The sequence below is a fragment of the uncultured Salinisphaera sp. genome (genome assembly GCF_964012375.1).
Classification (GTDB): Bacteria; Pseudomonadota; Gammaproteobacteria; order Nevskiales; family Salinisphaeraceae; genus Salinisphaera.
Window position 1 is genome coordinate 89,937 of sequence record NZ_CAXGSH010000001.1, and the last position, 15,487, is coordinate 105,423.

The 15,487-nt window shown below is 63.6% G+C and carries 13 protein-coding genes; all 13 read left to right on the plus strand.

Annotation, left to right across the window (positions count from 1 at the left end):
• Positions 1-41 precede the first annotated feature (41 nt).
• Positions 42-884, plus strand: coding sequence for a F0F1 ATP synthase subunit A (gene atpB / locus ABNU97_RS00455; RefSeq protein WP_348764780.1), 843 nt, complete (start codon positions 42-44; stop codon positions 882-884).
• A 50-nt stretch (positions 885-934) separates the two neighbouring features.
• Entirely contained in the window at positions 935-1,213 is a 279-nt protein-coding gene (gene atpE / locus ABNU97_RS00460) for a F0F1 ATP synthase subunit C (RefSeq protein WP_293626704.1), read from the plus strand.
• Positions 1,214-1,266: 53 nt separating this feature from the next.
• Positions 1,267-1,740, plus strand: a complete 474-nt coding sequence (locus tag ABNU97_RS00465) for a F0F1 ATP synthase subunit B (protein WP_348764781.1) — start codon at positions 1,267-1,269, stop codon at positions 1,738-1,740.
• 2 nt (positions 1,741-1,742) lie between these two features.
• Complete coding sequence (locus ABNU97_RS00470; protein ID WP_348764782.1) at positions 1,743-2,279, plus strand: F0F1 ATP synthase subunit delta; 537 nt, start codon at positions 1,743-1,745, stop codon at positions 2,277-2,279.
• A gap of 70 nt (positions 2,280-2,349) precedes the next feature.
• Positions 2,350-3,891, plus strand: coding sequence for a F0F1 ATP synthase subunit alpha (gene atpA, locus ABNU97_RS00475; RefSeq protein WP_348764783.1), 1,542 nt, complete (start codon positions 2,350-2,352; stop codon positions 3,889-3,891).
• Between the two features lie 37 nt (positions 3,892-3,928).
• Positions 3,929-4,789 carry a F0F1 ATP synthase subunit gamma gene (gene atpG / locus ABNU97_RS00480; protein WP_348764784.1) on the plus strand — a complete coding sequence of 287 codons (861 nt, stop codon included), beginning with the start codon at positions 3,929-3,931 and terminating at the stop codon, positions 4,787-4,789.
• A 68-nt stretch (positions 4,790-4,857) separates the two neighbouring features.
• Positions 4,858-6,249, plus strand: coding sequence for a F0F1 ATP synthase subunit beta (atpD, locus tag ABNU97_RS00485; RefSeq protein WP_348764785.1), 1,392 nt, complete (start codon positions 4,858-4,860; stop codon positions 6,247-6,249).
• 71 nt (positions 6,250-6,320) lie between these two features.
• Entirely contained in the window at positions 6,321-6,734 is a 414-nt protein-coding gene (locus tag ABNU97_RS00490) for a F0F1 ATP synthase subunit epsilon (protein WP_348764786.1), read from the plus strand.
• A 241-nt stretch (positions 6,735-6,975) separates the two neighbouring features.
• On the plus strand, positions 6,976-8,097 hold the full coding sequence (locus tag ABNU97_RS00495) for a hypothetical protein (protein WP_348764787.1): 1,122 nt from the start codon (positions 6,976-6,978) through the stop codon (positions 8,095-8,097).
• 133 nt (positions 8,098-8,230) lie between these two features.
• A complete protein-coding gene (locus ABNU97_RS00500) occupies positions 8,231-9,982 on the plus strand; it encodes a glucan biosynthesis protein (RefSeq protein WP_348764788.1) in 1,752 nt (583 codons plus the stop codon).
• Positions 9,979-12,480: a glucans biosynthesis glucosyltransferase MdoH gene (gene mdoH / locus ABNU97_RS00505; RefSeq protein ID WP_348764789.1), complete on the plus strand. Its 2,502-nt coding sequence runs from the start codon at positions 9,979-9,981 to the stop codon at positions 12,478-12,480. Before ABNU97_RS00500 ends, mdoH begins: the two co-directional genes overlap by 4 nt.
• A gap of 29 nt (positions 12,481-12,509) precedes the next feature.
• Complete coding sequence (gene glmU, locus ABNU97_RS00510; protein WP_348764790.1) at positions 12,510-13,886, plus strand: bifunctional UDP-N-acetylglucosamine diphosphorylase/glucosamine-1-phosphate N-acetyltransferase GlmU; 1,377 nt, start codon at positions 12,510-12,512, stop codon at positions 13,884-13,886.
• 60 nt (positions 13,887-13,946) lie between these two features.
• Positions 13,947-15,487, plus strand: a 1,541-nt coding sequence (gene glmS / locus ABNU97_RS00515; protein ID WP_348764791.1) for a glutamine--fructose-6-phosphate transaminase (isomerizing), incomplete at its 3' end; no start/stop codon positions are given.

Below are 15,487 nucleotides of genomic sequence, written 5' to 3' on the forward strand. Positions count from 1 at the left end.
GGTGGGCAGTTCGACGACGGCTTGATCGAGGACAACTCCATATGGCCAGCGCCGAAGAAGGCGGTAACACCGCTAACCAGTACATCCAGCACCATCTGTCGAATCTGCAGCTCGACCTGTCCACCATGGAAGTCGGCGGCAACATCAGTGGCTTCTGGGTGCTGAATCTCGACAGTCTGTTCTTTTCTGTTGTGCTCGGTGTGTTTTTCCTGGCCGTCTTTCGCATGGTCGCCAAGAAGGTCACGGCCAGCGAGCCGGGCAAGCTGCAGACGTTCGTGGAAATGGTCCACGACTTTACCGACACGCAGGTGCGTGACATTTATCACGGCAACTCCACGCTGATCGCGCCGCTGGCGATGACGATCTTCGTGTGGGTGTTCCTGATGAACTTCATGGACCTGATTCCGGTCGATGCGCTGCCCGCGGCTGCCCATGCGGCGGGCATCGATTATCTCAAGGTCGTGCCCACGACCGATCTGAACATCACCTTCGGTCTGTCGTTGTCGGTGTTCCTGCTGATGATCGTCTACGGCATCAAGGCCAAGGGCGGCATGGGTTTTCTCAAGGAAACCCTGACGCATCCGTTCGGCAAGTGGCTGGCGCCGTTCAACTTCGTGTTGTTCGTCGTTGAAACCGTGGCCAAGCCCGTTTCGCTGTCGCTGCGTCTGTTCGGCAACCTTTACGCGGGCGAGCTGATCTTTATTCTGATCGCCGTGTTCACGCTGGGCGCCGGGGCGAGTCTGCTGGCCGTTCCCATGTTTATCCTGCAGATCCTGCTTGGCCTGGGCTGGGCAATTTTTCATATTCTCGTGATCACGCTGCAGGCGTATATCTTCGGCATGCTGACCATTGTTTATCTGAGCATGGTTCAGGACGACCACTGATCGATCGACACCACCAACCACTGACTGACTCGTAAACTGGAGAGTAGAAAATGGAACAAGCCATTGCAGACGTTCAGGGCATGACCGTGATCGCGGTCGCGATCCTCATCGGCCTTGGTGCCATCGGCACCGCACTCGGTTTCGCCCTGCTCGGCGGCAAATTCCTCGAAGGTCTGGCCCGCCAGCCGGAAATGGCCCCGATGCTGACGGGTCGTATGTTTCTTATCGCCGGCCTGCTCGACGCCGTGTCGATGATCGGCGTGGGTATCGCCCTGTTCTTGATGTTCGCCAACCCGTTCGTGGCGGCCGTACAGTCCGCAGGCGGCTAAACACCGGGTTCGCCACGTCGCTTAACTCGAGTTACGCAAGCCAGGGATAACCCATGAGCATCAATGCCACACTGCTGGCCCAGATGATCGTCTTCGCGGTCTTCGTCTGGTTCACCATGAAGTTCGTATGGCCGCCGATCATGCAGGCCATGCGTGATCGTCAGAAGCGGATCAGCGAAGGTCTCGCGGCCGCCGAGCGCGGCGTTCGTGAGCTGAACGAGGCCACGGCCAAGGCCGAGGATATGGTCGCCAAGGCGCGTACGCAGGCGCAGGAAATCCTGACCAATGCGCAGCGCCAGGCCGACGAAACGCTCGAGCGTGCCCGTGAAGATGCGCGTGCCGAAGGCGAGCGCATCGTGACCGCGGCGCGTGAGGAAGTCGACCAGGCCGTAGTCTCCGCGAAGGAAGATCTACGCCGCGAGGTCGGCGCACTGGCCGTCGTGGGCGCCGAGCGCATTCTCAAGCGCGAGATCGACGCCAAGGCGCACAATGACATCATCGACGACCTCGTCGCGGAGATTCGTTAGCCATGGCAGAGACGCAAACACTGGCACGGCCCTATGCCGAGGCCGTGTTCGAGCTCGCCGAATCCAACGGCCGGCTGGACCAGTGGTCGCGGGCGCTCGAAGCGCTTTCGGCCATCGTGTCCAATCCGGACGTGGCGTTGCTTCTGGACAACCCCGAGATCAGCGATAGTCGACTGGTCGAGCTGGTGGTCGAGATCGGCGGCGACGATATGGATGAGGCCAGTCGGAACTTCGTTCGGCTGCTCGTCGACAACGGGCGGCTGGGCCTCGCGCCGGTGATTGCGTCACTCTACGAGCAGCGCAAGGCCGAGGCCGAGAACCGGGTGGACGTCAGTGTCACCTCGGCCGTCGAGTTCTCCGAAGAGCAGCGTGCGGCGCTCGTCAAGTCGCTGGAAAAACGGCTTGCCCGCAACGTTTCGCTGACGTTCGAACAGGATGAAGACGTGATCGGCGGCGCGATTATCCGCGCTGGCGATCTGGTGATCGACGGTTCGTTGCGCGCACAGCTTGAGCGCATGCGCCAGTCGCTCGCGCAATAGCCCGGCCCACAAGCGATCATCCGCTGGCGGCAGCTCGCCGCAGCGACATGGATACAGAGGAATAAGGTCAATGCAACTCAATCCGTCGGAAATTTCAGACCTGATCAAGAAACGGATCGAAAACTTCGATTCCGTGACCGAGTCCCGCAATGTCGGCACGCTGGTGAGCCTGGCCGACGGCATCGCAAAAATTCACGGCCTGGCCGATGCGATGCAGGGCGAGATGCTCGAATTCCCCGGCGGCACCTACGGTATCGCGCTCAACCTCGAGCGGGATTCGGTGGGCGCGGTGCTTATGGGTGAGTACACCCATATCTCCGAAGGCTGCGAAGTCAAGACGACCGGTCGAATCCTCGAAGTGCCGGTGGGCGACGAGCTGCTCGGGCGCGTGGTCGACCCGCTGGGCAACCCGATCGACGGCAAGGGCGAGCTGGGCACCACCCAGACGTCGCCGATCGAGAAGGTTGCCCCGGGCGTGATCGAGCGTCAGTCCGTCGACGAGCCGGTCCAGACCGGTCTGAAGTCGATCGACGCGATGATCCCGATCGGCCGCGGCCAGCGTGAGCTGATCATTGGCGACCGCCAGATCGGCAAGACCGCGATCGCGATCGACGCCATCATCAATCAGAAGAACACGGGCATTAAGTGCATCTACGTGGCCATCGGGCAGAAGAACAGCTCGATCGCCAACGTCGTGCGCAAGCTCGAGCAGGAAGGCGCGATGGATCACACCATCGTGGTCGCAGCCGGTGCCGCGATTTCGCCGGCGCTGCAGTACATCGCGCCCTATGCCGGCTGCTCGATGGGCGAGTTCTTCCGCGACAAGGGCGAAGACGCCCTGATCGTTTACGACGATCTGTCCAAGCAGGCGGTCGCCTATCGCCAGATCTCGCTGCTGCTGCGTCGTCCGCCGGGGCGTGAAGCCTATCCGGGTGACGTGTTCTATCTGCATTCACGGTTGCTGGAACGCGCTTCGCGTATCAACGCCGATTACGTGGAAGAGCTGACCGGCGGCAAGGTCAAGGGCCAGACCGGTTCGCTGACCGCGCTGCCGATCATCGAAACCCAGGCCGGCGACGTGTCCGCGTTCGTGCCCACCAACGTGATCTCGATCACCGACGGCCAGATATATCTGGAAACGGATATGTTCAACTCCGGCACGCGTCCGGCGGTGAACGCCGGCCTGTCGGTGTCGCGTGTGGGTGGTTCGGCCCAGACCAAGATCATCAAGAAGCTCGGTGGCGGTATCCGCCTGGCGCTGGCGCAGTACCGCGAACTCGCGGCCTTCGCGCAGTTCGCCTCGGACCTCGACGACGCGACGCGCAAGCAGCTCGAGCACGGTGAGCGTGTCACCAAGCTGATGATCCAGAAGCAGTACAACCCGCTGTCGGTTGCGCTGACCGCATCTTCGCTGTTCGCGGCGGAAGAGGGCTATCTGGACGACGTCGACGCTGACAAGGTCACCGATTTCGAAGCCGCGCTGCACCAGTACATGGAAAGCGAGCAGAAGGAGCTGGTGGACAAGATCAACGACACCGGCGACTACAGCGACGAAATCAAGTCCGGGCTGCACAGCGCGCTGAAGGAATTCAAGGAAACGCATACGTGGTAACACCGCGCGTTCCTGAGTCCACCAACGGAGTCAACTGATGGCCGGCGGCAAGGAAGTCAAAAGCAAGATCAAGAGCGTAGAAAATACGCAGAAGATCACCAAGGCCATGGAAATGGTCGCCGCGTCGAAGATGCGCAAGGCCCAGGAGCGCGTGGAAGCGTCGCGGCCGTATGCCCAGAAGATTCGGCGCACGATCGGCCATCTGGCGCAGGCGAATCCCGACTTCAAGCATCCGTTCATGGTGGAGCGCGAGGTCAATCGCGTCGGCATGATCGTGGTGTCGACCGATCGCGGCCTGTGCGGCGGTTTGAACATCAACCTGTTCCGCAAGGTGCTCGCCGAGCTGCGCGAGTGGGATAAAAAGAACGTCCCGGTCGATGTCGTGGTGGTGGGCCGCAAGGCAGCGAGCTTCTTTCGCCGCATCAAGGACATCAAGGCCGAGGTCACCGACCTCGGTGATCGCCCGCATCTTGAGGACCTGATCGGTACGATCAAGGTCATGCTCGATGACTATCGTGAAGGCGATATCGATCGTCTTTTCCTGATGGGCAACGAGTTCGTCAATACGATGACGCAGCGTCCGGATATCCAGCAGCTGCTGCCGGTGCCCGAGGACGAAGACGACGAGCTGCCCGACCACTGGGACTACATCTACGAGCCCGAGCCGCCGGAACTGCTGGAATCGATTCTGGTGCGCTACGTCGAGGCCCAGGTTTACCAGGGCGTGGTAGAAAACGTGGCCTGCGAGATGGCTGCGCGCATGGTCGCCATGAAATCCGCGTCGGATAACGCGGGCGACATCATCGACGACCTGCAACTCGAGTACAACAAGCAGCGCCAGGCGGCGATTACGCAGGAGCTGTCGGAGATCGTGGCCGGCGCGGCCGCGGTATCGTAAGAGCCTAACAAGCCAAACCCTAGACACAGATCGGCAGCGATTCACGCTGCCCAGGTGAGGAATCGGATATGAGTAGCGGTACTATCGTTCAGATCATCGGCCCCGTGGTGGACGTGGAATTCGATCGCGAATCGTTGCCCAGCATCCACGATGCGCTGATCCTCAAGGAGGCCGACCTGGTGCTCGAGGTCGAGCAGCAGATTGGCGATGGCGTCGTACGCTGTATTGCCATGGGCGTGACCGAAGGTCTGACCCGCGGCGGGCAGGTGGAAAACACCGGTGCGCCGATTTCCGTGCCGGTGGGGCAGAAGACGCTCGGCCGCATCATGAACGTGCTCGGCCACCCCATCGATAACGGCGGCGACATCGGCGCCGACGAAAGCGCGCCGATCCACCGTGCGCCGCCGACGTTCGAAGACCAGGCCGGCAGCCAGGAACTGCTCGAAACCGGCATTAAGGTCATCGATCTGCTCTGTCCCTTCGCAAAGGGCGGCAAGGTCGGCCTGTTCGGCGGTGCCGGCGTGGGCAAGACCGTGAACATGATGGAGCTCATCCGTAACATCGCGGCCGAGCACTCGGGCTACTCGGTGTTCGCCGGCGTCGGCGAGCGTACCCGTGAGGGCAACGACTTCTACTACGAAATGAAGGAGTCGAACGTCATCGACAAGGTGGCCCTGGTCTACGGCCAGATGAACGAGCCGCCGGGTAACCGTCTGCGCGTGGCGCTGACCGGCCTGACCATGGCCGAGTTCTTCCGTGACGAAGGCCGTGACGTGCTGTTGTTCATCGACAACATCTATCGTTACACCCTGGCCGGCACCGAGGTGTCCGCGCTGCTGGGCCGTATGCCGTCGGCGGTGGGCTATCAGCCGACGCTGGCCGAGGAAATGGGTCTGCTCCAGGAGCGTATTACCTCCACCAAGACCGGCTCGATTACGTCGGTGCAGGCCGTTTACGTACCGGCGGACGATTTGACCGACCCGTCGCCGGCCACGACCTTTGCCCATCTGGACGCCACCGTCGTGCTTGCCCGTGGCATTGCCGAGCGCGGTATCTATCCGGCCGTGGATCCGCTGGATTCCACCTCGCGTCAGCTGGACCCGAACGTGATCGGCAACGACCACTACCAGACCGCCCGCGACGTGCAGCAGACCCTGCAGCGCTATCGTGAGCTCAAGGACATCATCGCGATTCTGGGCATGGACGAGCTCTCCGAGGAAGACAAGCTCTCGGTTGCCCGCGCGCGTAAGATCGAGCGCTTCCTGTCACAGCCGTTCTTCGTGGCCGAAGTATTCACGGGTTCGCCCGGCAAGTACGTGCCGCTGTCCGAAACCATTCGCGGCTTCCGCGGCATCGTGGACGGCGAGTACGATCACTTGCCCGAGCAGGCCTTCTACATGGTCGGTACCATCGACGAGGCCGTGAAGAAGGGCGAAGACATGGCCAAGAAGGCGGCCTGAACGGCGCCCGAGTTCAAGGCGTGACCGGCGCCCATAGAGCGCCGGTCTTTTCCTTTCCCTAGAGCAGCGATATGAAACTACACGTTGATCTCGTCAGTGCCGAAGGCCAGATCTACTCGGGGTCGGCGACCATGGTGGTCGTGGCCGCGGAAGAAGGCGACGTGGGTATTGCCCCGCGCCATGCGCCGCTGCTCACCCGGATGCGCCCCGGCCAGGTGCGTATTCAGCAGGAAGGCCAGGAGGAACTGCAGTTCTTCGTTTCCGGCGGCATTCTGGAAGTGCAGCCGCATCTGGTGACCGTAATGGCCGACACGGCCGAACGCGCCGCCGATATCGACGAGGCCGCGGCCGAACAGGCCAAACAGCGCGCTGAAGAGAGTCTGGCCCAGGCGGGTGATCGCGTGGACGTGTCTCGTGCGCAGGCCGAGCTGGCCGAAGCAGCGGCACGTCTGACCATGGTCAAAAAACTTCGCGCCGGACGCTAACGCCCCCAGGACGTGTGCTTGGGCGTCTTGAGTTCATCCATCGCGCGATGTTGAACGGTTAACTTGCCGTATTGGCAGCGATCGTCTAGGTTGTTGCACTGCGACACTCACACTCGCATAAACACCCGGCATGCTGTCTCAGGGCCATTCAATTCCAATCGTCGTCGTGCTCGCCGTGAGCGTGGGACTCGCTTGGCCCGCGTCGTCGCTTGCCGGGCCCACGAAATCCATTTCTCCGTTCATGTCGTCGTCCTTCGATCGGACGATTCACGGCGAAGAGCGGGAAGTCGATCTATCTGAGGTCAGAAAAGGGCTCGGCCGCGCGGAGGCGTTCTTCGGCGTCGATGCGCTGAGTACACCGCAGCAACGCTATCTGACCAGTGGTCTTCAGTGGCAGGGCGGGGCAAGCGATGCGTCGACGCTGCGCGCGGCCGCGATTCGTACCGAGGGCGAGGGCGCGGCTTTTGGCGGTGGTCAGACGCTGGTACGCGCAGAGCACCGCCTTGATCTCGGCGGTCGGTGGTATATGCCGGATCTGGCGACCGAAGTCGCGCAGGTCAGCAATACAATGAACGACGGCAACGTGCTGGGCGGTCGCGCTGCAAGCATCGGCCTGGCCCAGTCGCTGGGCGCCAACGATCTGACCCTGAGCTATTTTCAGGCCGACGCACAGTTCGATGCCCTGGGAAGTTCGATCGTGCCCGGCGACAACGGCTTTGGGCTGCAGGCAAGCCGGCCGCTCGGCAACGACTGGCAGCTGTCCCATGACGTGCGCCTGCACGAACCCTCGCCGCTGCGTAGCGATGCGGCTATCTCGCAAACCTTTCTGCTGGCGCGCAATAGCCGGCTCACTGATATCGGCCGGCCCTGGCAGATCCGCGCCGAACTCGGCGCGCCCACCGACGCCCAGGCCGCGGGCAACAGCCCAATGGCACTGGAAATCGCCGCCCAGACGCTACAGTGGCGTGATTGGCGCATGAACAGCAGCCTGGGCTGGTATGACGCGAGCATGGATGCGCCGTTGAATCTGCCGGTGGACGGTCGCCTGTGGCGACTGTCGGCGACCCGGGGGCTGAATATCGGTGGGCTAGAGGCAGAGCTGTCGCCCACATTCGCCCTCGGCGACAGCCGCTATCAGCCGGGCGTGGGCGGCGCCCGTGCCGGCTTGAATCTGGGGCTGTCCCAGCTCAGCGACCGGATCGATTTGAGCGTGAACTATCTGTCGGCGGGATGGGCGCCCACGGCGGACGCGGGCGACGACGTACAGATGACGCTCAATTTCACTCAGAGCACCGGCGCGATCATGCCCGGCATCCGCAACATGGCAGAGACGCTGCGCCTGCCCTGGCAGCGTCGGCGCTGAGTCTCGTACCGCGCGCCCGCGTGGCCGGTGTTTTGATCGGTTATCATTACGTATGGACGAGGGGGAACTCGCCCGCACGGTTCGCGGTCGGTAGCAGCATGACGGCGTGGGCCGGCTCACACTGGAGTGATACATGACAAGGCATTGGCCTGCCGGCGTGCTTGCCGGTTTCGTCGTACTGAGCGCCGCGATCGCGCTTCCGGCGACAGCAGCAGATGCGCCCAAGGCAGCGGAACAGGGTACGTCCGAGGCCACCGCAGCAGATGCGTCCAAGGCAACGGAACAGGATGCGTCCAAGGCAAAAGCAAAGGATGCGTCCGAGACGACAGCAGCAGACGCGTCCGATGCAAAAGCAAAAGACGCGTCCAAGGCACAAGACAACCCCGACGCCGACGCGCAGACCACCGAGGACAGCGACGCTGCCCAAACCAGCCGTCGGTTCGACTACAACCGCGTTGTCGACAAAGCCGAGGCGCTGGCGGCCAAGCCTTATTCCGAGCCGCCGAAGATTCCGCAGTTTCTGCAGGACTTCGATTTTGCCGCGCTTGACCAGATCAAGTACAAGCCGGATAACGCGCTCTGGCACGAACGGCAACTGCCTTTCGAGGTGATGTTCTATCACCCGGGTTCTTATTACGTACACCCGGTGAAGATACATCTTGTTACCGACGATGGCGTCGGCGAGTTCCGGTTCGACAAAAACCGCTTCCAGTACCCGAACGAAGATCTGCGCAACCGTATCCCGGATGATCTCGGCTATGCGGGCTTGAAGTTCATGCACGAGCTCGATACGCCCGGCAAGCTCGACGAGATCGCCTCGTTTCTGGGCGCGTCCTATTTTCGCGCGCTGGGCGCGGAGCAGCATTACGGTCTGTCCGCACGCGGGCTGGCCATCGACACGGGCGGCGACAAGGGTGAAGAGTTCCCGGCGTTTGTGAGCTTTTGGCTGGTCCGTCCCCGCCCGCAGGCGCGCACGGTCACCGCCTATGCCCTGCTCGACTCGCCGAGCGCGGCCGGCGCCTACAAGTTCGAGATCAACCCCGGCGATTCCACCGTCACCCGCGTGGAGGCGACGCTGTTCACCCGCAAGGCAATCGGCAAACTCGGCGTAGCGCCGCTGACCAGCATGTACATGTGGGGCGAGAACAGCCTGGCCCGGCTAGACGACTATCGTCCCGAAGCGCACGACTCCGACGGCATGCTCATTTCCGCCACCAACGGCGAATGGCTTTGGCGGCCGCTGCGTAACCCGCAGAAACTGTCGATGAACCAGTTCTCGGCCGACAATGTGCGCGGCTTCGGCCTGCTCCAGCGCGATCGCAACTTCGATCATTATCAGGATCTGGACTACGAGTACGAGAAGCGCCCGAATGCCTGGATCACCCCCGAGGGGGACTGGGGCAAGGGGCATCTGGAACTGGTCCAGATTCCCTCCGACAGCGAAGTCAACGACAACATCGCGCTCTACTGGGTGCCCAACGATCCGGTCGAAGCCGGTGCGCGGCTGCACTATGCCTACAGCATTCGTTGGGGTAAGGAACTGGCCAGCCCGGCCTCTCTTGCCCATACCACGGCCTCGCGTGTCGGCCGTGCCGCGGTTACCCCGGGTCAACCGCGCAACACCATTCAGGTGGCTATCGAATTCGAAGGCGGCGAGCTGGGCAAGTTGACCGACCCAGGCAGCGTCCAGCCCCGCGTTAACGCCATGCGCGATGCGACCATCAATAACATCGAGGCGGTGCGCAATCCGCATACCGGCGGCTGGCGACTGACGTTTCTGGTGCCCACCGATTCGCTCAAGACGCCGTTGGAGCTGCGCGCCTATCTCGCCGGCTCTGACGGCGGCGCGCTGACCGAGACCTGGAGTTATGCGCTATCACCGTGAGCGATTCTAACCCTGCGTCCGAGGTCGTCGATGCAATCGACGCCTATCTATCGTATCTGAGCCTGTCGGACGACCGCCGTCGAGCGTTGCGCGCGCGCGTGCTCGATGCCGGGCCGGTCGATCGCGGCGCCGCGATCGAACGCCTGCAGAGCGAACTCGAAAAAGCCCCGAGCGAGCCGGAGCTGGAAGACGACGACCGCGAGCTGCTGGGCCGGCTGCACGACAGCTACCCGAAGCTCAGCCAGGACGCAGAAACACGACCCCCTACAGCCGGCGCGCTGCGCAGTGCGGCCATGCCGCCGCTCAATCGCTGGCCGATGTCGCCGGCGGATATTGATCGCCGGCCCTGGCGGCTGCTGCCCTGGCTCGGCCGGCGCCGCAGCAGCAGCCTGCCCAAGTCGGTGCCCAGTCGGCTCAAGGGCGTGGTGCGCTGGCGCCAGACCCTGCTGGCCTTGATGGTCGCGTTCCCCGCGGCCGGGGCGGCGGCCTATATGGCCACGGTACTGCCACACCGCGGTGCAACCGTGCTCGAAGCGTTCATTCTGGGCGCGGCGTTCATGTTGTTCGCCTGGATTCTGGTGGGGTTCTGGACGGCACTGTCCGGGTTCTTCGTGCTCTGGCGGGGCGACCGCTATCTGGTGCGCAGCGATCCGCCGCACGACCCGCCGCCGCGCAAGCCGCCTGTCGAGGGTGATGCGCGCACGGCGATCGTCATGCCGATCTACGAGGAAGACGTATCCCGGACCTTTGCCGGGCTGCGGGCGATCTACGAGTCCCTGCAGGCCACCGGCCGCCTCGAGGATTTCGATTTCTTCGTGCTCAGCGACTCGGTCAAGCCCGATACCGTCATCGCGGAAGAAAACGCCTGGGCCGAGAGCTGTCGTACGCTCGATGCCTTCGGCCGGCTGTTCTATCGCCGCCGTCGGGCCCGGGTGAAGCGCAAGAGCGGCAATCTGGCGGATTTCTGTCGGCGCTGGGGCGGGCATTACCGCTACATGATCGTGCTCGATGCCGACAGCATCATGGCCGGCGATACGCTGGTCGCGCTCGTCGATCGTATGCAGGCCAACCCGGGTGTGGGTCTGATTCAGACGCCGCCCACGGCGGTCAATCGCGACAGCGTGCTGGCACGCGTACAGCAGTTCGCCACCCGCGTGTACGGGCGCATGTTCGCGGCCGGGCTGCATTTCTGGCATCTGGACAATGCCCACTACTGGGGCCATAACGCGATCATCCGCATCGAGCCGTTCATGGCCCACTGTGCGCTGCCGCGTCTGCCCGGCCGCGGTGCGTTGTCCGGCGATATTCTCAGCCACGACTTCGTCGAGGCCGCACTCATGCGCCGCGCCGGCTGGGGCGTGTTCATTGCCTACGACCTGCCCGGCAGCTATGAAGAAGTGCCGCCCACGCTGCTCGACGAGCTCGGGCGCGACCGGCGCTGGTGCCAGGGCAATATCCAGCATATCCGGCTGTTGTTTTCCGACAACCTCGCGCCGGCCCATCGGGCACTGTTCGCCAACGGCGTCATGGCCTATACATCGGCCGCCATCTGGTTCGTATTCCTGCTGTTATCGAGCACCGAAGCGGTGCTGGAAGCGGTGCGCACGCCGGATTATTTTCCGGTGGCCGGCGCGCTGTTCCCGGCATGGCCGGTATGGCAACCCATTTGGGCGGTGAGCCTGTTCGTGGCCACCCTGGTGGTGCTGTTCTTGCCCAAGATTCTGGGCGTGGTGATGATCGTGGCCAAGGGCACGCAGCGCGAGTTCGGCGGCGTGGGCAACCTGGTGGCCTCAACGCTTATCGAGATCGTGCTTACATCGCTGCTCGCGCCGATCCGCATGCTGGCGCATACGCGCTTTGTTTTCACCACGCTCATCGGCAAGCAGGTGAAGTGGGATAGCCAACAGCGCGCGGATGCGCAGGTGCCCTGGTCGCGCGCGCTACGCTTTCATATCTGGGGCATGCTGCTGGCACTCGGCTGGGGCGCATTGCTGCTATGGTTTACGCCCGGGTTCGCGCCCTGGCTGGCGCCCATCCTGGTGCCGTTGATCATTGCGCCAGCGATTACCGTGCTGACCTCGCGTGCCGATCTGGGCATCTGGCTGCGTCGTCACGACCTGCAGCTGATTCCCGAAGAGCGCCACGCGCCGGACGAGCTGGCACGGGTGGTGGAACTCGAAGCCGCGGCCGCGCCCGAGGCGGGTTTTGCCGAGGCCGTGGTCAATCCGGTGATCAATGCCCTGCATATCGGCATGCAGGGCCGCGACCGTTCGCTGACCGGGGTGATTGCGGAGTATCGCCAGCTGCTGGCCGAGCGCGCGCTGGATAACGGCCCGGATGTACTGAGCACCGATGAACAGCGCCGCCTGCTTGCCGATCCGCAGCGTATGCGCTGGCTGCATGCCCAGGTCTGGGCGCAGGCGCCGTCGGCCTGGCGCGCCTGGCTGGTCGAACGCCCGGCCGCGGCACCTACGCAGGACTCGCCGCGGACTGTATAGTCCCCACAAACCGTCGAATCGTTCTAGTTATGGGTCTGCATATCGTCGTCCTGGCCGCCGGCAAGGGTAAACGCATGCGTTCGGCGCTGCCGAAGGTGCTACAGCCGCTGGGTGACCGGCCATTGCTCAAGCACGTGGTGGAAGCCGCACAAACGCTCGATCCGGAACAGATCCACGTGGTCTACGGGCATGGCGCCGAACAGGTGCAGTCGGCGCTGGGCTATCTCGAGGTGAACTGGGTCTACCAGCAGCAGCAGCTGGGCACCGGGCACGCCGTCAGTCAGGCGATCGACGACGTACCCGACGATGCCAGCGTGCTGGTGCTCTATGGCGATGTGCCGCTGGTGCGCGCGGCCACCCTGTCGCATCTGGTGGACGCGGCCGCCAGCGATGCGCTGGCGCTGCTCACCGTGGTGCTCGACGATCCGGCCGGCTATGGGCGTATTCGTCGCGACGACGAAAACCGCGTGGTCGGCATCGTCGAAGACAAGGACACCACCGCCGATGAACGCCATATTCGCGAAGTGAACACCGGGCTGCTCTGTGCCCAGGCGCGGCATCTGCGCGACTGGTTGTCGCGTCTGACCAACGAAAACACCCAGGGCGAGTATTACCTGACCGACTGTATTGCCATGGCGGCCGGCGACGGGGTATCGATCGTGGCCGGCCAGTCGGGCAGCATCGAGGAAACCCAGGGCATCAACGACAAGCGCGATCTGGCCACCGCGGAACGCCTGCTCCAGCGGCGCCAGGCCGAGGCGCTGATGGATCAGGGCCTGACCCTGCGCGACCCGGAGCGCTTCGACCTGCGTGGCTCGCTGCATATCGGGCGCGACTGCCTGATCGACGTGAATGCGGTAATCGAAGGCGAGGTGGTGCTGGGTGAGGGCGTGCATATCGGCCCGCACTGCGTGCTGCGCAACTGCACCATAGGCGATCATACCCAGGTGCTGTCACATACCGTGATCGAGCATGCGAACGTGGGCGCGCGTTGCCAGATCGGCCCGTTCGCGCGGCTGCGCCCGGATACCGAACTGGCCGACCGCGCCAAGATCGGCAACTTCGTGGAAACCAAGAAGCTCAGGCTCGGCGCGGGCAGCAAGATCAACCATCTGAGCTATGTCGGCGATGCCGTTGTGGGCGCCAACGTCAACATCGGCGCGGGTGTGATCACCTGCAACTACGACGGCGCCAACAAGCATGTCACCACCATCGGCGACGATGCCTTCATTGGCTCGGATTGCCAGCTGGTGGCGCCGGTCAGCGTCGAGCGCGGTGCCACCATCGGTGCCGGTACCACGCTGACCAAGACCGCGCCGGCCGACACGCTCACGCTGTCGCGCGCCAAGCAGTTCAGCATCGACGGCTGGAAACGCCCGCGCAAGAAAAACCCCGGCCACTCTTAACCATCACCCGATACGCCCTGCGGTCGATAGCGCAGGGCCGATCACAAAGGAATCAGCGCCATGTGCGGAATTGTCGGCGCCAGTGCGCAGCGCAATGTCGAACCCATCCTGCTCGAAGGTCTGCGGCGGCTTGAATACCGCGGCTACGACTCGGCTGGCATGGCGCTGGTCAACGACGGCGCGCTGGACCGCACCCGCGCGGTGGGCAAGGTCCAGGCGCTGGCCGACAAGCTTGCCGAAGCACCGCGCCCCGGCGTGCTCGGCATTGCCCACACCCGCTGGGCCACCCACGGCGGCGTATCCGAAACCAACGCCCATCCGCACGTTTCGTCGAGCCGTATCGCCGTCGTGCACAACGGCATCATCGAGAATTTCGAGCCCCTGCGTGAGCGCCTGAAACAGGCCGGCTACGAGTTCACATCCCAGACCGACACGGAAGTCGTCGCCCACCTGGTGGATAGTCATCTGGGCGAGAGCAACGACCTGGCCGCCGCCGTACGGGCCACCGTCGCCGAACTGGACGGCGCCTATGCGCTGGCCGTGGTCTGTCGCGACGATCCGCATACCCTGGTCGCCACGCGCAGCGGCTCCCCGCTGGTCCTGGGCGTGGGCATCGGCGAGCATTTCGTGGCCTCGGACGTCGCGGCTCTTCTGCCCGTGACCCGCGATTTCGTCTACCTCGAAGAAGACGATCTCGTGGTGCTCACCCACGAAAGCTATACCATCATCGACGGCAGCGGCGCGCCCGTCGATCGGCCGGTGAAGGAGTCCGGTCTGTCGCTCTCGGCGACGGAGAAAGGCGAGTATCGCCACTTCATGCTCAAGGAAATCTACGAGCAGCCGCGCGCGCTGGCCGAAACCTGGCAGGGGCGCGTGTCCGCCGACGACATCTTCGCCTCCAGCATCAGCGCCGAAGCACGCGAGCTGCTCGACGGCGTCGAGTACATTCATATCGTCGCCTGCGGCACCAGCCATCATGCCGGGCTGGTCGCCCGCTACTGGCTCGAAGCCATGGCGCGGATTCCCTGCAACGTGGAACTGGCCAGCGAATACCGCTATCGCGACCCGGTGGTGCCCAGGAACTGCCTGTTCGTCACGCTATCCCAGTCCGGCGAAACCGCGGATACGCTCGCCGCACTGCGCTATGCGAAATCGCTGGGCACCGGCGACGGCGGCTATCTGGCCACGCTTGCCATCTGCAACAAGCCGGAAAGCTCGCTCACCCGCGAGTCCGATCTGGTGCTCATGACCCATGCCGGCCCCGAGATCGGCGTGGCCTCCACCAAGGCCTTCACCACCCAGCTGCTGTGCCTGCTGCTGCTCACCGGCATGCTCGAACGCAAGGCCGAAGACCGGCGCGCGCTGGCCGAGGATATTCACCAGCTGGCCACCTCGGTCGAACGCGTGCTCGAACTCGACGACGCCATTCGCCATCTGGCCGAAGAATTCGTCGACAAGGATCACGCCCTGTTCCTCGGGCGCGGACCGATGTACCCCATCGCCATGGAAGGCGCGCTCAAGCTCAAGGAGATTTCCTATCTCCATGCCGAAGCCTATGCCGCCGGCGAGCTCAAGCACGGCCCGCTCGCCCTGGTCGACGA